This window comes from Bacteroidota bacterium (assembly GCA_039111535.1).
Lineage (GTDB): Bacteria > Bacteroidota > Rhodothermia > Rhodothermales > JAHQVL01 > JBCCIM01.
This window is the reverse complement of the sequence record JBCCIM010000006.1, coordinates 18,881-40,642: the sequence shown is the minus strand read 5'-3', so window position 1 is coordinate 40,642 and position 21,762 is coordinate 18,881. Positions and strand designations below refer to the sequence as shown.

The window sequence follows — 21,762 nt, the reverse complement described above, 5'->3', positions numbered from 1 at the left end:
CCGGCGCTAAATCCGGCCTTCGGTGAGCATAAGGTCACTTTCAGAACGATCAACGCGGCTGAAATAGAGTACGGATTCGTCGGGCGACACCGAGAATCCCCACCGGTCAAAATAATGCAGTGGACGCACCGGAATATTGCGCACCAGCGCTGATTGCCGTGCCTCAAGGTCGTACCGCCACACATTTATATGCAGGCTATCGCCTGGAGGTGTAAGATAATACAACCCGTTACCGGCCAGCGCAAAAAAGGAGGGATCTGCGTCAACAAGTTTGCGCTCCGGTCCTGAAGGTAGTGTTTTGTACCAAATACCCGTCGTATCTGCGCGCAAGAAATACAGGGTGCGGCCATCAGCAGATTCCCAGCCGGCTAGTCCGCCCGCTGTGGTCACTTGCTCAGCGTCTCCGGTTGCGAGGGTGTGACGCCAGACCTGCCATGCCCCACTTTTATCTGATCCGAAATACACAGCTTTCCCATCATGCGTCCAGGCAGGGCGCGACTCCTCGAAAGCAGACCTTGTGATTTGCTGCGGCTGGCCGCCGGCGGCATCAACAACAAAAATATCTGACTGCCCATCGCGCTGGGCTTCAAAAGCAATAAACTGTCCATCCGGAGACCAACTCGGATATCGGGTTGCCTGGCTTTTCATTGTAGTAAGGCGGATTTCCTCCTGCCCCATAGCATTGGCAACCCAGATCTCGCTATTGCCGCTTCGTGTGGATACAAAAGCAACGCGGCCGGCCGATGAAACTGCAGGCTGAAAATCGGAACGTGTAGAAGCTATAGCAGGCGTTTCGGGTAATGGATGGCTTGTCGCTACATCGAGGGGAAGGCGCCAGGTATTCACTTCATACGTCCAATCGGTGTAAACCAGTCGGCGACCGGTACGGTCGAGCACAACGCTGCCCGGGTCGTCAACACTAAAAGCACGCATCAGCACGGGATCGTAGGTGCCCGCAATGGTAGTTTTCCATAAACCATGCCGCTGCTCTCGGTTGGACGCAAAAACAATGGCTTTGCCATCAGACGTCCAGTCAAATCCGGTGATATTGACGCCATCCTGTGTGAGCCTTGTAGGAATGGCGGCCGGCTTTTGCCAATCCAGTAAATAAATATCACGGGTGGTGCGGTCGATTGCCCGTACAAAAGCGAGGGTTTTACCATCTGGCGAGAAACGGGGTGTCATGTCGCCAGCAAAAGTCGCCGGCGGTGAGGTGAGGCGGTGCTGGCTCATATTGCCCAGGTCAACAACAACAAGATGCTGGCTCTCTTCCTGCTCACCAGGCACGGAAACAACAAGGCCCTCACCATCTGGCACCCAGCCCATGCCGCCTAGGGCACAGGCGGAATCTTTGATTTTCAAGCCCTTCCCGCCGTAGGCTGGTATTTTATATAGTGCACATCCATCCCGCCCATATCCGAGGTAGGCGATGTGTTCACCATCAGGCGACCACGCGGGCAACAATTCAGCACCAACTTCATCGGTAAGTCGCACAGGCTGCGCCTCGCCTATCTGTTGCACAAAAATCTGGGAGACATCACCGCTATCTGGAAATACGACAAACGCTACCCGGCCCCCATCCGGGGAAAAAGCCGGCGAGATTTCTACACCAGACAACGTAGTCAGCGGCTGCACCCTGTCGATGGTTGTTTGCATCCCGTATTGCGGCACAAAAATCAAAAACAGTATCAGCACTATGCAGCACAATGCTGGAATCAGAACAAATGCCGTCGTTCGCCAGCGGTGCTTCCGCCCTTCCGGTTGAGCAACCATGTTTGGGGCCAGGTCATCTCCAGCAGCGCCATCTCCAGCCATACCGTCTCCGCTATGCAACAGTACCGGCGCTGAAGGCGAAACAACCGGAATGTCAACAGGAAATCGAACTGGAGCGATCAGTCGATACCCTACGCTTCGAATGGTTTCTATGTACGCCGGCTGCCGCGGCGTATCGCCAAAGAGCTTTCGGAGATCCGAGATTGCAATGGTTAGCGAGTGCTCAGTAACCAGCGCATCCACCCAAACCTGCTCAAGCAATTGTTCTCGCGTAACAACGCCGGGCGTAGCTGCTGCAAGCTGCAAAAGCACCTTCATCGTCCGCGGCTCCAATGATACAGTTCCTTCTGGACCGCTAAGCCGATTGAGCTGCGGCTCCACGTACCAATCGCCGATATAAAATGCAGTGTCTATCATGGCAAGCTGTCATGCACAGTCTTGAGAATACCTTCTTGAGAAAACCTTGCGATAGTCTTGAGGCTTGTTGATCACCGCAAAGGCTATACTGAAGCACGCATGGTAGTTCCATTCTGGTAAGGAGATGCAAACGCTCAATCCGCTGAAAGGCGGCCCAGTCCAGGGTGCAGCTTCAGCGTGTTGTAGCAAGAGTTGCATATGGGGGTGATTTTTTTGCCTGGCCGCAAACACCCCTGTATGCGCTCTTCTGGCACTTTTCTTTACGCCACAACCCACAATAAAGTTGATCATGAGAACTTGCAACAGCTATCCCCTTATTCTTGCCCTTTTACTCGTTTGTTTTGCTATCCCTGCCGTAGCACAGCCAGTTAATGACGGATATCTGTTTGACCAGGGGGTTGCGTATACCGAGCGCAGTCCACGTGCGCCTGAGGCACTCGACAAAATGAAAGATTTACTCGGGCAGTGGGATATACAGGTAACCACATTCACCCCGGATGCTGAACCGCGTGTTTCTGCAGGCATGGCTGAGGTTACCTATATGATTCGTGGCTATGCATACATGAGCAGGGTTCATGTGCCGGCGTATGACGGCGAACATGAACTAAACCTGTTACAGTTCATCAATTACAGCCCATCGCACGAAGCCTGGGTACTAGGCGAAGCCAATAGTTACACCGAGCATATTGCCATGTACAATGGCGAGCTAAAAGGCCGAAAACTGTCGCTAACTTCTGCTATCCGAAAGGGGGGCACGCCTGTACTCACCCATATTAAAATTGAGTACGCCATGCATTCTTCAGACTCCTTTTCGGTAACCCGGAGCCAAAAAACCAGCAGGGATGCAGATTGGGCAAAAACTGAAAAGCATGAATACAGCCGGCGCGAACACACTGCCGCATTTATGCAACCTCGCAAAGATACCGGCAATCCGAGCAAAAACAGGCCGGCCGCATCAAGCCAGTTTGATTTCTTGCTCGGCGAATGGCAGGCGATACATAACATGAACGTGGGAGGGCAGCAAATTCAGTTTCCCGTAAATGCTACGGCTGTACATGCAATGAACGGACATGCCATCCTTGAGCATAGCTGGTTTGATCTCGACCCTTCATTACCCGATGCCGCAACCAGCATCATTCGCCTTTACAACAGGGCTATGCGTCGGTGGGAGTCACTTTATCTGACCAACAGGGGCAACAGCCAGCTCTTTTTTGGCGGGCGACAGGAGGGGGATCAGATTGTACTGCACAATTTTGAAGCAAACACAACAGACGCAGTCATGGCGCGCTATGTGTTTCACGACATTGCAGGTGATACGTATGCCTGGTACGGGGAAAACAGCACCGATCGTGGCCAAACGTTTAATACGTTCTGGGACATTGCCTTTACTAAAAAATAGCCCGATCAGGTTCGGGTGATGAGGTGCCAGAAAAAGCTAAATTTATCTGTATGCTGGATGCTCAAATATACGCCGGCCAGCGCAATCAGGATAAACGGATTACCGAGCAATACGAGCGACGCACGCAGTAAACTGGGGCGGGTAATAGCTGCGTAGTCCCGATACGCGCGAATCGTAGCAGCAAACACAGCCAGGGTGAGCAATACAAAAACGGCAAGCGCCCAAATTGGGGCATAGGTTTTATCTAGCGTACTGATCACAATCGATGCGACCATGGCAATGATCACCGGCCATTGGGGCCAAACGATGAGCATAAACGTTTGGCCGGGCAGCAAACGACGCCGGCTCCGGGCGGTAATGGCCGACAAAATAGACGTCCAAATTGTAATTGCCACCGCAAAACAACTGCCCAACACCAGGGTCATCACCAGCTGATTTGACAACAAGGCAACCAGCGTGGTGCGCAGTGTTGCCGGCATCCAGCGCACCAAAGCGGAGAACGCTTCAGTCACCCGAACGGTATCCAGAATAACCGCACCAGCAATACCGAATGCCGTCATTACAGTAACAAGGAGTAACATGGTTGGCCCAAACAGCAGCTCCCTGCCTTCCTCTACTGCAGATCGATAAAAGCCATGTGCACCAAAATACCGCCGGACATTGGGGCCAAAGCGGGGGAAATACGCAAAACAAAATCCCAGCATGGCAACCGTAAGCCACCCGAGCAAGATGATCCAGGATGCCCCGGGCTGCTGTTCTTCTCCAACGGGAAACGCAAATACCTGCTGCGTTCCGGTGTAGATACCCTGCACAACATAAAACGACGCCCGACTCTTGCCCCTGTTCGTCTTCACTCCATACGGATGCCGGTAGGGATACTTGAGGTTGTGGGCAACCGAGGGAAAAGACAGCCTGATATCCCGCCAGCGATATACAAAAATCGAGGAGAGATCAACTGGATTGGTTGTTGAAAACAACTGATTCAGGTTGTGCTCCAGGTAGCGGGCCTGATACGAAGGGGAGTTAAGCAATTTATACCCATCGCGGGTTTCGTCAAAGGCATCTACCCACGTGCCCACTGCACCAAATCCAACGGGAGCATCGGGGTGGGTCTGTTTCCACCGCGTAACCATCGCCGGCAGGTCGGCCTTGTTGAGCCCATCGATAAGTACATAATCAACGGTGCCGGCACACTGGTCGTCTTCGATAAAGGTGGTTTCGTAATAGAACCGCACGGGTAGGCGCGTAACGCGGCGCGCCTCCTCTACAAGGGATTCAAAAAAAGCACAGGTGCCCGGATCGCTGGTATCAATATGTTTGGCGAGCCCGATGTCGCGTACAGAAGGATGGCGCTCAGCCCATTGCATGAGGTCACGTATTAACTGAAGCGCGGTATCCAGGGTATCTCGCACAGCGCGTTGCGAGAGATAGGAAAACGGAAGGTCTTGATAGAATTGCAAGCCGAGGGAATCAGCAAGGGTATACAGGCTTGATTCAATCAGCACAGGCGTCCGTACGGCTTCAACGCCGGCGGCCTTAATTTCGAGGAGTTCTGCCTGGGCACGCTCGGTATTTACGGGAGGATTCCAGACGATGCCGCGTGTGGGCTGGGCAAGCGCAGAACTGGCGCAGAGACAGGCGCAGGCAAACCAAAAAAGGAGCCCAAGAGCGGCAATATTATACCTGAATCCCGGCATGCGGCGTGGATAATGAAAAGCAGGAAGCAATACACAACAGGCCGGCAAAAACCGCGGCAAAACAAGCAGAATTGCCGTAATACCTGCTACTGGCAAATACCATGCACCGTCCAACGCGCCGGCTTCCGGCATGTTTTGCAAAACATAAGAAACCCCACTCGCCAGGGTGGGCGGACGAGTGGGGTAACGGCCTTGCTCAGGGGCCGTAAAAGGACCGGAGGGCCCTCTAGTAAAACTGGAGTGCGATGCCGAGTATGGAAAAGATGTCGATCAAGCCAATGGGTGCTTCACTCGGCCATTGGCAATCGCATATTACCTAGTCGATCATTTTGCGTAGGAACGCAGGCACATCAGTGTTGCCTTTGTTGATGCGTTCCCGGCGCTCTTTCATGTCATCACCTTGCAGTCGGTTGACCTTGCCAGCTTCTTCATCACCCCCGGCTTCAGCATCCCGATTTCCTGCAAAGTTGATCGTGTTGTTGCGGCGTTCAAAGGCTGGAATATCCAACTGACGCAGGTTTTCTTCGCCTTTGTAGCTCATGAAGGACTGCGGCGGCTCTTTGTCGAGCATCGTGTCGCGGTTGCGCTGGTCTGTCGTTGTGCGGCCTGGCTTGTCAAAGCCCGTAGCAATAACCGTCACGCGGAGGCTGTCGCCCATCGCTTCGTCGATCACCGTACCAAAAATGACTTCCACATCATCACCAGCCTCGCGCTGAATGATGCTGGTTGCCGTAGTGGCTTCGTGGATACCAAGATTTGATCCGGCAGTAATGTTCACGAGTGCATTCCGCGCCCCCTGGATGGCAACGCCATCAAGCAGCGGGCTTGAAATTGCCTCAACGGCTGCACGTTCAGCGCGGTTTTCACCAGACGCCGTAGCAGCACCCATGAGGGCAGTGCCACCGTTTTTCATGGTGGTCTCAACATCTGCAAAGTCGAGGTTGATCAAACCATGTACGGTAATCAGATCGCTAATGCCGCGGGTAGCATTGTACAGCACTTCGTCAGCTTTTGTAAATGCTTCGATCATGCTTGTATTTGGCTCTGCGATATCCAGCAACCGTTCGTTCGGAATAATGATCAGCGTATCCACCTGCTCGCGAAGCAGTTCAATGCCTCCCATTGCAGAATCCATGCGCCGACGGCCTTCACATTCGAAGGGTTTGGTAACAATGGCAACCGTCAGGATGCCCAGTTTGCGCGCAATGGCGCAAACAACGGGTGCACCACCGGTCCCCGTTCCACCGCCCATACCAGCGGTGATAAAAATCATTTCGTACCCACGAATGAGTTCTTCAATCTCTTCGCGGCTTTCTTCGAGCGACTCTGCGCCCTTGACGGGTCGTGCGCCTGCCCCCAATCCTTTGGTAAGATTGCGGCCGGCCTGCACTTTGTAATTTGCTTTGTTGACATCAAGCGCCTGCTTGTCTGTATTGATGGCGATAAATTCTACGCCATTAATGCCTTTGTCAACCATGTTATTGATGGCGTTTCCACCGCCACCGCCAACACCTACCACGGCGAGCTTCGGCCCATCCCCGGAGTCGCCTTCAAATGTAAATCGTGAGCTAATTAAGGTATCCATGATCCCTCCAGTTTTACAGTGCGATTTTTCGCGTTGTGATTATCGAGCTGAGCGGGCCCGATTTTTTGAGCATCGATTGTCAATCGATGGATTGTTGAATGGGTTTTGGCTTAATCAATCAACAATCCTGATTCGGCAATCGTTTTATTGTTAGAGTTCCTGAAACCAGCGCGTCATGCGTTCAACGATGCTGCGTGATCCAGAGGCTTCGACGCTCCCGTTGCTCCACTTGTCTTTGGTTGCCAGAAATTCCCTTCTGACAATTTCCGGACGCAAACCGTAGAGTACGAGACCAACAGCGGTTGCATATTTCGGATCGCTGACCTCTTTCACCATGCCGCCGCCGAGTCCGGTTGGTGTACCTACACGTGCTTCCACGCCAAGTACTTCAGCCGCCAGTTGGGCAGTGCCAGGAATCAGTGAACCACCACCCGTGATAACCACCCCGGTACCGAGATGACGGGCATAACCACTGCGTTTAATTTCGATGCCGGCAATCTCCAGAATTTCTTCCAGCCGTGGCTGAATGATCTGGGAAAGTGCACTCCGGCTAATCGTTTTTTCAGTGCGACCCCCAATTCCAGGAATGGTGATCAGTTCATCCGGCTGATTTACATCAACCAGTGCAACACCAAATTGGTGTTTAAGCTGTTCTGCCTGATCTTTCATCAGGCCGAGTCCTTTGCGGATGTCGTCGGTGACTTTGTTGCCGGCAACGGCAATCACACCGGTGTGGCGGATTGTGTTGTCTTCAAACACCGCGATATCCGTGGTGCCACCGCCGATATCGATCAGTGCAACGCCAACTTCTTTCTCATCGGAATGCAACACCGAGTAAGAAGAAGCCAGAGGCTCCAGTACAATATCTGCTACACTGTAGCCGGCTTTCTCTACGCAGCGATAAATGTTGCGCGCTGCAGATACCAGGCCGGTTACGATGTGGACATTGGCTTCCAGACGCACACCGCTCATCCCGATCGGATCAACAACGCCATCCTGGCCATCCACAATGTATTCCTGAGGCAGTACGTGCAGGATCTCCCGGTCGGCAGGCATCGCAACGTGGGTAGTGTCTTCCAACAGACGCTGTACGTCGTGCTGTGTGACAACACTGTCACGATGGGTTGTGATTACCCCGCGGCTCTGAAAACTCTGTACATGGTCGCCGGCAATACCGACAATCACGCTGTGCACCGTAACGCCGGCGGCACGTTCAGCTTTTTCAATAGCCTCCTGAATGGCAGCAACCGTCTTGTCGATATTCACGACAACACCCCTGTTGAGGCCTTCGGACTCCGCTATACCGACCCCCAGGATATTAATCCCTTCAAGATCATCTTCGGCAGCAACAACGGCACAAATCTTTGTGGTGCCGATGTCCAGGCCTACTACGATTTCTCCATCCATGATGGCTTCCTGTCTTTTTATGTTATTGGCTTAATCGAACTTCTTTTGTAATGATCTGGCTGTCAAAACGGAGGTCAATGGACGCAAAATCTACGTCCTCTTTTTCAAGTACCGCCTCGTGCCAGAAGGCATACAGTTTGGATAGCTTCTCCACAAACTGGTCGCGGCCGAGCAATACCTCGATCGATCCTCGCCCCGGTTTGGGTGTCGTATGCAAACTGATCTCACCACTCTCCTCTATCTCAAAGGCAGAGACAAGCGCATCTACCTCGGGAGGTACACGCTGCATGTCTTGCAACAATTTTTGTAACGCGCGGTGCATAATCGGCCGCATGCCCTGCATGGGTTCATTGAATCCGTGCAGCAGCGGGACATCATAGATGGCCCCTTTTACAAAAGGCATCTGAAACCCATCTACGTCCAGATATCTCACTGGCGCTCCACTATCATCCAGCGCAAGCAACGCCGGCACGCGTTCTTCGACGTCGACCTGCAATGTCGCATTTGGATAACGCTGTACCCGCGCCTCTTTCACCCAGGGGTGCCGACGCAACCGATCCGACACCATCACCGGATCAATGTCAAAAAACAGGTGGCTCGAATCGACCCGCATCATTTCTCGCAAGACGGTCTCTTCTGCATGCTGCACCCCTTCAATTTGTACATTTCTGACGACCACTTGCCCTTTCCACCACCAGCCAAAGCCGCCGGCTACAAGCACCAGCACAATGGTCAAAAAGCTCCTGAAGGGCCAATTTTTGTCTTCTGCACGCTGTTGGCGTATCGATTTTTTTGGCGCCTTTTTTCGAGATTTTGGTTTTGAGCCTCGCCGGGTCTTTGGGTTTGATCCTGATTTCGATCGCATATACGTAGGGCGTCCAGGTGATCTCTCGATCACCAGCGCATTAAGGTTGAATTTCCCACGGAAAGGTGTTTACCCGGACTACTTGTCGGGCCACCTTGCAAGGTTCATGTGCAGCCCAGTGGCTGCTGGTTCATGTGCAGCCCAGTGGCTGCAACTGCGGATGAGGCGTGTGGCCGGGTTAGGTACCCAGCGCGTTGAAAAATTTCCGGCTATAGCGCCAGATGCTGCCTGCGCCCAGCGTGATAACCACATCGCCGGGGAGGACTATTTCTTTGAGGTATTCGGCAAGCTCCTCGAGATCCGACACAAAGTGTACGTCTCGGTGCCCGTACTGCAAGGCAAGATCAGCAAGCATGCGCCCTTCTATCCCTGGTATCGGGGCTTCTCTCGCGCCAAATATTTCGGTTAACACAACAATATCTGCGTCAAAAAATGCCCGTGCAAAATCTTCTTTACAATCGCGCGTTCGCGAATACAGATGCGGCTGGAAAACCGCTACGATGCGCCGCTCGGGCCAACCGGCACTGGCCGCGCCAAGTGTTGCCCGCACTTCGGTAGGGTGGTGCGCATAATCATCAATCACGGTGATGCCATCCTGCTCCCCAATCAACTGGAAGCGGCGATTGACACCGGTGAATTTGGACAAGCCGGCGCAGATCAGTTCAAACGACATATCCAGTTCAATGCCTACCGCAATGGCGGCAAGTGCATTGTACACGTTGTACACGCCCGGGGCATTCAGCAACACATCACCAAGCTTTGTCTGATCGAGGTACACTTCAAACTTTGTTTGCAAGCCTACCGCCTGGATGTGCTCTGCCCGAACCTGTGCCTGGCGTGACATCCCGTAGGTTCTAACACGCCTGTCGATTTTGCCCATAATGGCCTGCACATTGGGATCATCAAGGCAAACAATTGCGGCACCAAAAAAGGGCACGCTGTTGGCATATTCGACAAATGCCCCCTTGATGTCGTCAAGGTCTTCGTAGATGTCGAGATGATCCACTTCAATATTCGTGATCACGGCCAAAGAGGGTGTGAGGCGTAAAAACGTTCGATCGTATTCATCAGCCTCGATCACAATGATGTCGCCTTCGCCAGCTACTGCGTTTGACCCGAAGGTGGCAACTTTGCCGCCTACAATAATGGTTGGATCAAAACCGCCTTCCGCTACAACCAGACCAGCCATGGTCGTTGTGGTTGTTTTACCATGCGTTCCGGCAATACCAATGCCGTACTTCATCCGCATCAACTCACCCAGCATAACAGCACGGGGGATCAAGGGAATGCGGTTTCGCTCAGCTTCCAGGGTTTCCGGGTTCTGGTCAGCTTTAATCGCACTGGAGTGTACCACAACGTCAGCGCCTTCAATATGCGCAGCGTCGTGGCCTTCGTAGATGGTTGCCCCCATCGACTCAAGGTGCGCGGTAATGTCGCTTTTTGTGAGATCCGAACCTGACACGTTGTATCCGCGGTGCAGCAAGACTTCCGCTATCGAGCTCATCCCGATGCCGCCGATACCGACCATGTGCACGCGGCGAATACGCCCAAGTGAAGGTTGCCGGCGTGCTACAGATTCCATTGTTTTCTCGTGTTTCAAAACAACTTCTCCAAAAGTTGTGTTTCTCTCCGGTAGTTCTCTCTCCGGTAGTTATCTCCCCGACCCCGAAATTGCCAGAACCGACGATGCGATGTGATCTGCTGCGTCTGGACGGCTCAGCGCCTGCGCAGCTGTTGCCATCGCGTTTCTGCGTGGCGCATCCTCTAACAGATCAGTAACCGTTTTTATCCAGTTGCTTTTCAGATTCTCTTCCGGCAGCAGCAATGCGGCGCCAGCATCTTCCATACTTCGCGCATTTTTGGTTTGATGATCCTCCGCTACGTTGGGAGAAGGGACCAGCACAGCCGGCGCCCCTGTAACCATCAACTCACTGCATGTGATCGCGCCGGCACGTGCCAGCACAAGATCGGCCGCAATGTAAGCCAGATCCATCCGGTCAATGTATCGTAGTAACCGCAACCGCGGATGTGTCGCTACCCGGGCCTGCAGCTTTTCGAAATAAGCAGAACCTGTTTGCCAGATAACGACCAGCTTTTCATCTTGCAGCAACTGTTGAATGCCTGCTTCCATTGCTGCGTTCAGTGCAGCACTACCGAGTGAGCCACCGAACATCAACAACACGCGATGATCGTCCGGGACCTCATAATAGTCCATTGCCGCTTTCCTTTCGCCGTGTTGCAATATCTGGCGGGTTGGATTTCCGCTCAGCACACAACGGTCTGCAGGAAAGAATCTTTTTGCCTCCTCGAAGGCCAGGTGTACCGTATGGGCATATTTGCCGAGGAGCTTGTTTGTCACACCAGGGAAAGCATTTTGCTCCTGCACGACAATTGGGCGCTTCCGTAAATGGGCAGCATACAATACCGGGCCGGCAACATATCCGCCCGTACCAACCACCACATCGGGGTCAAAATCACCAATCAGTTGCCAGCTTTGCCACAAGCCCTTTGCAAGTTTGAAAGGGAATGCCAGGTTGCGGGACATCTGCTGCCGATGAAAACCCTGTATGGTTATCGGATGGATGGCATACCCTGCTTTGGGCACAGCCCGCCACTCAATTTTGTGCTCGGTACCTGCAAACGCAATGGCAGCCTCAGGCACTTGCCGGCGAACGGCGTCTGCAATGGCAATTGCGGGGTAAATATGCCCGCCCGTTCCTCCTCCAGCAAACAATATGCGGGGTGCTTTGGATGTCATTGACCTTTGCATTCGATTAGTCTCTAAGGGCGTGCCGTGAGATATTCAGCAGTATGCCCATCAAGATCCCGTTAGCCAGGAGCGACGTGCCCCCGTATGAGACAAACGGCATCGGTAACCCGGTTACGGGTAACAAGCCGCATGTTACCGCAGCGTGCACAAACCCGTATAAACAAACAAGGGTTGTGATACCCACTGCCAAAATTAATCCGAGTGGATCTGCCGCCCTTCGCCCGATGCTCAGAAAGCCTCGAACGAGCAAAATGCTGAAGAGGGCCAGTAGCCCAAGCGCCCCCCACAAGCCATATTCCTCTGCAATAATTGCGAAGATGAAGTCGTTATAAGGTGCCGGCAGGAAGTCGCGCTGGGTACTTTTCCCAGGGCCGCGGCCGGTAAGCCCGCCCATTGCGAATGCAATTTTTGCCTGATGGGCCTGATAGCCATCTCCTTGCGGTATTTGATCAGCAGCCTCTGTTGTTTGTCCGCGCCCCAGGTATTCGTCTACGCGCGCCATACGTGCCGGCGAGCTAAAGAGGAACAGCGCAGCAAGCAGCAAACAGACGGCACCTAAACCCGATAGCTGCAGCACGTGGACCCGTGCTACAAAACACATCATAACCGTTGCGCCAAAAACAAGTGAAGCCGTTGAAAGGTCTTCGATACCTATCAGCACAACTGTAAGGATGATCCAGAGGAAGAGCGGCGTAAAGGCGCGACTGAAACTCTCAATGTAGGCCTGCTTTTTTGTAAGCAGGAATGCCACGTAGAGGAGCAGGGCCACTTTAGCCAATTCTGCCGGCTGAAACATGATAAATCCGAGATCGAGGGCGCGAACAGCACCTCCCGACTTGATCCCCACAAACTGCACAAGCAGCAGCAGGGCCGTCATCGAGATCAGCGCAACGCGGCCAAAACGCGCGAGGATCCTGTAGTCAATGCGACTAAAAATAGCCATTGCCCCGAGCGCCAGTCCGACATATGCCAGGTGGCGCAGTAGAAATTGCTCAGTGTTACCCCCAGCTTTAGTCTCTGCCAGAAACGCAATTGCACTGTATACGGCAATCACACCTACGGCAGACAAGACCAGCACAACCCAGATGACATATTTATCTGGTGGCGGTCGCTCGGGTGTCTGTTTGGATTGCCTTCGTTTCTTCATGCTGGTTAGGGTTAAGGATCAGTATGGGCCTGGCCCACAAAAACACTGCGCCTTAAAGGTTCATTACCGTTGTCTTGAACACATCACCCCGTTCTTCATAGTTGTTAAACATGTCGAACGAAGCACAGGCAGGACTTAGCAAGACCACTTCTCCGGAACGGGCCAGCAAGTGTGCTGCCCTGACCGCTTCTTCGAGCGATTCCATGATCATGTGTTCTTCAGCCAGTTCGCCTAATTCCTTGTCCACTTTGTCAGCGCTCTCTCCAATGGCAAGTACCATCCTGACATTGCGCTTTATGAGTGGTTTAAGGCTCTGATAATCGTTGCCTTTGTCGCGTCCGCCGGCTATAAGGATAATTTTCTCCTTGAAGCTTTCCAGTGCGTACCAAACTGCATTTACATTGGTCGCTTTGGAGTCGTTGATATAGCGGACGCCTTCCAGTTCGCGCACCAGTTCCAGGCGGTGCGCTACTCCTTCAAAACTCGACAGGCTTTCGCGAACAAAGAGACTGGGTATCTCCATCACACGCGCTGCCACTGCTGCCGCCAGGGAGTTGTACACGTTGTGCGGCCCCTGAAGGGCCAACTCTTCCTTGCGCATAAGAATTTCCTCTGCTTGATTAAACCGTATAACGAGTTCGCTTCCTCTAAGGAAAGCGCCATCGCGAATCTCCTGTTCTTGGCTTATACCGAGGGTTTTTACACAGTTAGGTCGAGGGGTGGCATCTGCTTTACATGCTTCCAGCAAATGCAGCACTTTCTCTCGAACAAACGGATCGTCGTAGCAATAAATCAGGGTATCTTCTTCGGTTTGATTCTCAAAGATCCTGAGCTTGCTCGCCGCATAGTTTTCGAACTGATATCCGTAGCGATTGAGGTGATCGGGCGTGATGTTGAGCAACACGCTGATATCAGGCCTAAATGTGTCGATGTGATCGAGTTGGAAGCTTGATACTTCCAGAATAACCACATCCTCTGACGAGGTATTTTTTGTTATATCTGAAAACGCCTTGCCAATATTGCCGGCCACATGTGTCTTTCGCCCAGCGTGGGCAAAAATGTGAGCCGCCAAACTTGTTGTTGTTGTCTTCCCGTTTGAGCCAGTTATGGCCACAATCGGTGCTTTGCAAAACCACGAGGCTACTTCTATTTCTGAATAAATTGGGATGCCCCGTTTCACTGCTTCGTGCAGCAAAGGAATGGTTGAAGGTACACCCGGACTTACAGCGATAAAATCGGCGTCAAGCGCCCGATCGGTGTGCCCGTCAAATTCTGCGGCAACCTGCATGGTTGCAAGCTGCGCCTTCACATCAGATGTGCCGGCACCAAATTCGGTAAGAAAAACCTGGGCAGATGCTTCATCCAGTAAACGTGATACAGCGATACCGCTGCGCGCAGCACCAACAACCGTTACTTGTTTGCCCGAAACCTCATGAGCTTCCATAATACCATCCAGGGAAGTGCGCCAGTAAAGTAAATGTCGGCCCCCTACAAACGTTGTAGTACTGGGGCATGATTGCAAGATCCAGGATCAGCGTGTAAGTTGCTTGCGCTGCGCGTTTCGTGCAGCTTTGTTTAGTGTAGGCGTAATATCAGAAATGCCGCCAGCACCGTAATTGCGGTTACAATCCAGAAACGCACCACAATTTTTGCTTCATGAACCCCTTTGGCTTCATAGTGATGATGGATAGGTGCCATCCTAAAGACACGCTTGCCTTCGCCTGTTTTTCGCCGGGTATATTTGAAATATGACGTCTGGATCAGTACCGAAATGGTTTCGATAAAAAACACGGCGCAAAGTATGGGCAGTAAAAGTTCTATTTTAATCATCAGCGCCAGCGCGCCTACTGCAGCGCCTATGGCCAGCGAACCCGTATCTCCCATAAACACAGAAGCGGGATACCCATTGTACCATAAAAATCCGAAGCAGGCAGCAGACATAGCGATGGCAAAAACGGCCAACTCGCTTGCACCAGGAAGGAAAATCAAATTCAGGTAATCTGACAGGTCAGCCCGGCCGGCTATGTAACTGATGGCAGTTAGGCCCAGCATCACAATTGCGGTGACACCTGTTGCGAGCCCATCCAATCCATCTGTAAGGTTCACGGCATTTGAAACCGCAGTGACGATAAATACCGCCGCCAGGATGTAGACAATCCAGCCAAGATCCAGAGGCCCAAACCAGCCTTCGTAAAAGTAATAATCGAACCTGTCTGCGCGTAAAAATGGAATATAGGGCAGGTATGTGATCGAGTTAATTGCGCTGAATTTGGGATGGAAGTACATCACACTGCCGACAATCACGCCTATGCTTACCTGACCAAACACTTTAATCCGTGCCGGCAGCCCACTTTTATCCTTTTTAATGACTTTGATATAATCATCAGCAAACCCAAATGCCCCCATCCACACCGTTACCAGCAGGATCAGCCATACGTACACTTCTGCGATGGCGCCCCACAACAGAGTAGCACCAATAACAGAAAACAGAATGACAACCCCACCCATCGTTGGGGTACCTGCCTTGTGTGAGTGATCTACTGCACCAGCAGCCTCTCCTTCGCGCGTTTTTTCTCCAATTTGCTTTTCGCGCAGCCAAACAATGAGGCGGCGGCCAAAGAATAGAGAAATAGCCAGCGCGGTTATAGCGGCCAGGGCAGCCCGGTTGTTGATAAATCGAATCAACTGAAACCCGGGCGGTTGGTAGAGTTTTTCTAGATAATCAATCAGATAATAAAGCATGGATCGAATTTAGAACTTCGATTGCCAAATATCGAGTTTAGGGTATAAACTGGACGTTTGAATCTAGGGAATTGACACCAAATGTCTGTGAAATTCCCGGTAGAACGGGGTATTTGGACAAATTATGCACCAAAAGCAGCTTTTGCCTCGAGCCGGTCGTCAAAGTCTATTTTTTCTGTACCTACAACCTGGTACGTCTCGTGCCCTTTGCCAGCAAGCAAGATGACATCTCCCGCACTTGCATGATCTGCAATTTCCTGAATTGCTGCTTTTCTGCTTACAATCCAGCGCACCTTATCCGGTTCAGAAATGCCGGCCCGGATATCGTTCAGAATCGCCTCAGGATCTTCCGTACGTGGATTGTCGCTCGTTGCAACGACAAAGTCGGCAAAGTGCTCCGCTATCCGGCCCATCATCGGACGTTTTTTTGCATCCCGATCGCCACCGCATCCAAACATGCACCACAAAGATGCGGTTTCGGGCTTCATTGAGCAGATGGTCTGCAGTACATTTTCCAAAGCGTCTGGTGTGTGTGCGTAGTCTACAATTACATGGCGGTTTTTGCTTACCAACAGCATTTCAAACCTGCCGGGCACAGGCATCGCCTGCATCAACACAGCCAACACCTCTTCTTTTGCAAAGCCAAGGGCAATACCCACGCCATATGCAGCCAGCAAATTGTAGGCATTAAAATGGCCTACAAGCTTGAACCGCCGGGGTTTGCCGTCTATTTCGAGCAGCAAACCTTCAATGGCATTTTCCAGGATGGTCGCCTGTAAGTCTGCCGGCTTCAAACAACTGTATGAAATGCCGGTTGCTGCCGTACCCGCGACCATGCGCTTGCCAGCCGCATCATCAATATTGTATATAGCCTTTGCCTTCTCATCCAGGTTATCAAACAATTTCTTCTTGGCCTCCAGGTACGCATCCATGGTTCCATGATAGTCCAGATGGTCCTGTGTGAGGTTGGAAAAAACAGCAACTTCGTAAGGGATGGTTCGGACGCGGTCTTGCATCAGGGCGTGTGAGGATACTTCCATAACACACGCTTTGCAGCCAGCATCAACCATTTTTCGCAACAGCCGGCATGTATCAAGCACATCGGGTGTTGTATGCGTGGCTTCTTCAACCTGCGCACCGATGCGATACTCAACCGTACTGATTAATCCGGCTTTAAGCCCCAGTCCCTCAAGGAGATGGTGCACCAGAAATGCCGTTGTCGTTTTTCCATTGGTACCCGTAATACCAACCATGCGCAGGTGCCTTGCGGGGTCGCGGTAAAAAGCGGCCGCTAGCTCAGCCAGCGCAGTTCTTGCCTGAGAAACCTGTACGAAAACGACGCCGGGGAAGCGCAAATGCACTTCCGCCGGCATCGCTTCGCACACGATGGCAATGGCTCCGTTTTGAACAGCCTTTTCAATGAACAGGTGCCCGTCGACGAGCTCGCCTTTAATGGCGATAAACAAGCCGGCCGGCCCGACCTTCCGGCTATCATTAGCCAAATGGTCGATATAAACTTTATTTACATCTCCAACCTGATCGACAAGCAGCCCTTGGGCTGAAAGCCGACCAACCAGAGTCAGTAAGTCAATCATAGATGATCCAGGATGCGTTTAACAGCTCCCTGTTAAACGTTTCAGGTTCCAATGGATCACCGACATCGCAAAACGGCAGTTGCCGCAAGTGGCTCACCGGGTTTTGGGGTCTGGCTGACCACCATGCCCTGGCCTTCGAGTTTCACGTCGACACCAGTTGCATGACTCCAAAAAACAGCTTGCCGGGTACTCAGGCCAGTTAAGTCTGGCATTAGCGCCGCCGGCATGGTATCCGCCGGCGCAATTTCAAGGTTGACTCTTTTGCCAAAAACCAAATCGTCTTTGACCGGCTGTTCCACTGCATGGACAGCGTGCATCGGTGCAGCATCGCGCACTTCAAATCCTGCTGCGCGCAACCGTGCAGCGGCAACCGCTACGGGTTGTCCGCCAATTTGTGGTATCAGGCGCGCAGGTTCAGATGCATGTTCTTCAGCAGCAACCTGCGGCGCAACCAATGCATCGGGTGATGAACTCATCCATCGCATGGCTAACCGCTTGAAAATTGGTGTTGTGATCGCGCCGCTATTTCCCTTCACTTTCGGGCGCGCCAGCATAAGCATGACAGCCACTGAAGGCTTTTCTGCTGGAAAAAATCCTACAAAGGAAGCGCGGTGTATTTCTTTGTTGTAAGCGCCATCTACAATGACACGCGCAGTGCCGGTTTTACCAGCGATTGTCAAGCCGTCAATGCGGGCCAATTTGGCAGATCCTGAGTCAACTACATCAACAAATGCCGGCAGCAAGGCTTTCACAGTTTCGCGCTTCAAGGCACGGCGAATAGAGTCCGGTTTGGCACGCCATAACGTCCGGCCACGCTGATCGCGCCGCTCGGAAACCACGTAGGGCTTCATCAGCAATCCACCGTTTGCAAGCGCACTGTAGGCAGTCAGCATCTGCAAAGGGGTAACATCCACCTCATACCCGATGCTCATCGAAGCGAGGGAAGCACCCGTCCAGTCTTTTGGTTTGCGCAACGTACCATCAACTTCGCCAGGTAAATCGATCCAGGTTTTTTGTCCAAATCCAAGGTTTCTGGCGTATTGATAGAATACACCCCGATCTAGCTGTACTGCGGTGCGTGCAACTCCGATGTTGCTCGATTTTGCAATGGCTTCCTGAAAATTTATTGTGCCGTAAGCATGAAGGTCGTGCATCCCGCGCCGACCAACGACGGCATACCCGTTACCAGTCTCCAGCGTGTCGCCCATGCTAACAATTTCTTGCTCAATGGCAGCAGCAGCCGTAACCAGTTTAAACGTAGAACCAGGCTCAAGCTGGTCAGCAATTGCTCTATTCCGGCGCGCCGATACATCCGACTTGTGGTATTCGTTGGGATTGTAGACTGGGACGCTTGCCATACCCAAAATGGCCCCGGTTTCCGGATCCATTGCAATGGCCGTACCCCAGGCTGACTTGGTTGCCGTAACGCCGGCCATCAATTCATCTTCAAGAATTGCCTGCAATTCCAGATCAATGGTCAGGTACAAATTCTGCCCATCTTCAGGTGTGACCGTATGGCCGGCTACATAAGCTTTGATTTCGCCATTGCGGTCCCGCTGGACAGCGCGCTGTCCAGACGTACCTTTTAAATAGTCTTCATACTGCAGCTCAAGTCCGTCGATACCCCGACCATCCCGGCTCAGGTGCCCAATTACATGGGCAGCCATTTCCTCGTAGTTATACCGGCGGGTTAGCGTACGGACAAGCAAAAGGCCCGGTACATCCCATTCGTCAACAACCTGCTTCTCAGATTCGATCAGACTGGTCCACAGCAGTACATATTTGGGGCTCGTGCGACCCTCGACTTTTTTCCTGAAGTAAGACGCTGACTGCCCGGTCAGTACAGCCAGGTTATCGAACAGTTGTTTTTCAACTTCCGACGTATAGCCATCAACAGTAGGATCGAGCGCGAGGTTGTAGCTTGCTGCATTTACAACCAGTTCGCGGCCGGCGCGGTCGTAAATCGATCCTCGCATGGCGGGAATATCCACCATGGTGCTCGCCTGCCGCTCCCCTTGTGCACTCAACTCTGTTCGGTCCGAGACATAGATCCCCAACAGCTTGAGTACAACAAGCAAGGGGAGGAAGCCAAGCCCCACCATGATTGCGTACATTCTCAACTGTATGTTTTCCTGGAGTTCCATTCTAGGATCTTACAATGCAGGCTATTTAGATTCTTTTAATTCCCAATGGACAACCGGCTCAAAAGCCAACCCTTCTTGCAGACCAAGCTCAAGTGCGCGTCGGTAAACGGCATTGGGGCTAATTTTTTTGTCCAGTTGTCCTTTCAGCTGGTTGTATTGCAGTTCGAGCCGCAAATTGGCGCGGCGCTGTTGCTCAAGGAGCGAAAGTGTATCTCTTGTGGCAAAAACATGGCTCACATAAAACCCAAGACTGATTGCCGCAACGAGCAGAACGATCACAAATTGGCCAGTAGATACACCACTTAACAAGGAGTCGACCTGCTTTCTGACGCGGTTTGACTTTTTCCTTTTATTCTTGCCGGTAGAAAGATCTGTCCATTCAGGCAGGGTAACCGATTCGCCGCCTACCCCAAGTGCAATCCAATCAGCTATACCAATACCACTCGAGGGTGCGCGTTTTTTTGCGACACGACGGCGCGTTGCCGGCCGCTTGCGGGCCTGCGTCTTACGCTTACGAGATTTGGTTTTTTGTGTAACTGTACTATTCATGATATGCTTGCACTCAGAGCAAAAGGTCAAGAATTGGATGATCTCGCCCGATCCGCTGCGGAAGAGCCATCTGGGGGCAATATTCTTTCTGCAATGCGCAATCGAGCACTTCGGGCCCTCGGATTTTGGTTAATTTCCCGATCATCAGGCTTAATTGCCTTTCGGGTTACAAGCCGCCACGGCGTAACCAGATGACCGTAGAAATCGCGGACGGGCGTTCCATCCAGATTTCCGTATTTCAAAAATCTTTTGACGCGCCGATCTTCGAGCGAGTGATAACTAATCACCGCGATTCGGCCACCCGGCTTTAAAAGGTCCACACTTAAAGCAAGCGTGTCCTCAAGGACCTGCAATTCATCATTCACCTGAATGCGCAGGGCCTGAAAGACGCGGGCAAGCGTCTTGTTTATCCTGTTGCTCGAAACCGTGGACCGTATGACATCTGCAAGTGCACCAGTAGTTTGCAACGGCCTGGCCGCTACAATCTGCTGCACAATCCGACGTGCACTCGGCTCCTCTCCATACTTGCGCAGCAAGCGTGTCAAATCCTGTGGCGCCCAACCGTTGACAATGTCAGCAGCTGTCACCCCTGTCCGGCCATCCATCCGCATATCCAATGCACCATCTCCAGCGTAACTGAATCCACGAGAAGCGGTATTCAATTGGTGGGATGAAACACCCAAATCCAGGAGTATGCCGTCAACCTGACTGACACCCTGGGCGGACAATAGCTCACGTGCTTCTGCAAAATTCCCGCGCAATGCCATAAATCGACCATTGCGCTCATCTTCCTCAAGTCGTACACGTGCCGCGGCAATGGCATCTGCATCCTGATCAATGCCGGCCACTTTGCCCGCCGGCTTCAAATAAGCCAGCATCGCTGCAGTGTGACCGCCACCACCGAGGGTAGCATCTACATACAAGCCTTCACGGTTCTCAACGAGCCCTTGAACAACAACATCACAAAGAACGGGGGCATGATAAGATGAAGCGAATTCCTGGGAATCACTCCCCTCATCAGATGTATTATCATGTGCTTCAGACATAAGGCATGTCCGGCTCAGTCTCCTCCGCCTCCCATCACACGCTCAGCCAACACCTCGTAATTCTCAGCACTTTTGTAAACATGTGTATCAAAGGCTTCCGGATCCCATATCTCTATATGATCCAGTGCACCTATGATGCGTGCATTTCCGCTGGGCTTGATGTTAGCAAACTGCAGCAACGGCTTTGCAACCGAAATTCTGCCCTGCCCATCGAGCACCACCTCATCTGCCCACATCAGAATAGTTCGGAGGAAGTCGCGCGACTCACGGTTGTACATATTCAGTGAGCGCATTTTAGACTCCATGCCGTCCCATACATCAAGTGGATACAGGAAAACACACTTTTCAAAACCGCGGGTGACAGTAAATGTATTCTTCGCCTCCGGATTAAGGGCAGCACGCATTTTCGAGGGAATCGCTATGCGCCCCTTTGCGTCAACTGAATATTCAGCCTGTCCCTTAAATCCTGCCATGTCTTTCTTAATGCCATAGCGCCCAAAGGCAGTTCATCCGTACCGTCGTGCGTAACAAAAGGAGATACTACTCCCCACTTTTCCCCACGATTCCCCAAAACTACATTATTTGGGATCAATATCAAGTGATTACAGCGGTAAAAGTTCTCTTTT

General features: G+C 52.2%; 16 protein-coding genes. 1 reads left to right on the top strand and 15 read right to left on the bottom strand.

The window, feature by feature from the left end:
- Positions 1-6: 6 nt before the first annotated feature.
- A complete protein-coding gene (locus AAF564_01865) occupies positions 7-2,190 on the bottom strand; it encodes a winged helix-turn-helix domain-containing protein (GenBank protein ID MEM8484260.1) in 2,184 nt (727 codons plus the stop codon).
- Positions 2,191-2,479: 289 nt separating this feature from the next.
- On the opposite strand from AAF564_01865, the gene AAF564_01860 reads away from it, so the two are divergent.
- Positions 2,480-3,589 carry a DUF1579 family protein gene (locus AAF564_01860; GenBank protein MEM8484259.1) on the top strand — a complete coding sequence of 370 codons (1,110 nt, stop codon included), beginning with the start codon at positions 2,480-2,482 and terminating at the stop codon, positions 3,587-3,589.
- Between the two features lie 5 nt (positions 3,590-3,594).
- Here AAF564_01860 and AAF564_01855 read toward each other — a convergent pair whose 3' ends face one another.
- From AAF564_01855 to mraZ, 14 genes are all read right to left on the bottom strand, one after another.
- Complete coding sequence (locus AAF564_01855; protein ID MEM8484258.1) at positions 3,595-5,427, bottom strand: hypothetical protein; 1,833 nt, start codon at positions 5,425-5,427, stop codon at positions 3,595-3,597.
- A 175-nt stretch (positions 5,428-5,602) separates the two neighbouring features.
- Complete coding sequence (ftsZ, locus tag AAF564_01850) at positions 5,603-6,871, bottom strand: cell division protein FtsZ (GenBank protein ID MEM8484257.1); 1,269 nt, start codon at positions 6,869-6,871, stop codon at positions 5,603-5,605.
- 150 nt (positions 6,872-7,021) lie between these two features.
- Positions 7,022-8,278: a cell division protein FtsA gene (gene ftsA / locus AAF564_01845; protein MEM8484256.1), complete on the bottom strand. Its 1,257-nt coding sequence runs from the start codon at positions 8,276-8,278 to the stop codon at positions 7,022-7,024.
- 22 nt (positions 8,279-8,300) lie between these two features.
- Positions 8,301-9,005, bottom strand: coding sequence for an FtsQ-type POTRA domain-containing protein (locus AAF564_01840; protein MEM8484255.1), 705 nt, complete (start codon positions 9,003-9,005; stop codon positions 8,301-8,303).
- A 316-nt stretch (positions 9,006-9,321) separates the two neighbouring features.
- A complete protein-coding gene (gene murC, locus AAF564_01835; GenBank protein MEM8484254.1) occupies positions 9,322-10,725 on the bottom strand; it encodes a UDP-N-acetylmuramate--L-alanine ligase in 1,404 nt (467 codons plus the stop codon).
- A gap of 69 nt (positions 10,726-10,794) precedes the next feature.
- The gene (murG, locus tag AAF564_01830; GenBank protein ID MEM8484253.1) at positions 10,795-11,901 is read right to left on the bottom strand and encodes an undecaprenyldiphospho-muramoylpentapeptide beta-N-acetylglucosaminyltransferase; all 1,107 of its coding nucleotides are present in this window, start codon (positions 11,899-11,901) and stop codon (positions 10,795-10,797) included.
- Positions 11,902-11,917: 16 nt separating this feature from the next.
- Positions 11,918-13,060, bottom strand: a complete 1,143-nt coding sequence (locus AAF564_01825) for a putative peptidoglycan glycosyltransferase FtsW (protein ID MEM8484252.1) — start codon at positions 13,058-13,060, stop codon at positions 11,918-11,920.
- Between the two features lie 52 nt (positions 13,061-13,112).
- Positions 13,113-14,504, bottom strand: coding sequence for a UDP-N-acetylmuramoyl-L-alanine--D-glutamate ligase (murD, locus tag AAF564_01820; GenBank protein ID MEM8484251.1), 1,392 nt, complete (start codon positions 14,502-14,504; stop codon positions 13,113-13,115).
- A 131-nt stretch (positions 14,505-14,635) separates the two neighbouring features.
- Entirely contained in the window at positions 14,636-15,802 is a 1,167-nt protein-coding gene (mraY, locus tag AAF564_01815) for a phospho-N-acetylmuramoyl-pentapeptide-transferase (GenBank protein MEM8484250.1), read from the bottom strand.
- A 122-nt stretch (positions 15,803-15,924) separates the two neighbouring features.
- Complete coding sequence (locus AAF564_01810; protein MEM8484249.1) at positions 15,925-17,397, bottom strand: UDP-N-acetylmuramoyl-L-alanyl-D-glutamate--2,6-diaminopimelate ligase; 1,473 nt, start codon at positions 17,395-17,397, stop codon at positions 15,925-15,927.
- Positions 17,398-17,453: 56 nt separating this feature from the next.
- The gene (locus tag AAF564_01805) at positions 17,454-19,511 is read right to left on the bottom strand and encodes a penicillin-binding protein (GenBank protein MEM8484248.1); all 2,058 of its coding nucleotides are present in this window, start codon (positions 19,509-19,511) and stop codon (positions 17,454-17,456) included.
- A 51-nt stretch (positions 19,512-19,562) separates the two neighbouring features.
- Positions 19,563-20,090: a hypothetical protein gene (locus AAF564_01800; GenBank protein ID MEM8484247.1), complete on the bottom strand. Its 528-nt coding sequence runs from the start codon at positions 20,088-20,090 to the stop codon at positions 19,563-19,565.
- A 26-nt stretch (positions 20,091-20,116) separates the two neighbouring features.
- Complete coding sequence (gene rsmH / locus AAF564_01795; GenBank protein MEM8484246.1) at positions 20,117-21,136, bottom strand: 16S rRNA (cytosine(1402)-N(4))-methyltransferase RsmH; 1,020 nt, start codon at positions 21,134-21,136, stop codon at positions 20,117-20,119.
- Between the two features lie 14 nt (positions 21,137-21,150).
- Positions 21,151-21,609, bottom strand: coding sequence for a division/cell wall cluster transcriptional repressor MraZ (gene mraZ / locus AAF564_01790; GenBank protein ID MEM8484245.1), 459 nt, complete (start codon positions 21,607-21,609; stop codon positions 21,151-21,153).
- Positions 21,610-21,762: the final 153 nt, after the last annotated feature.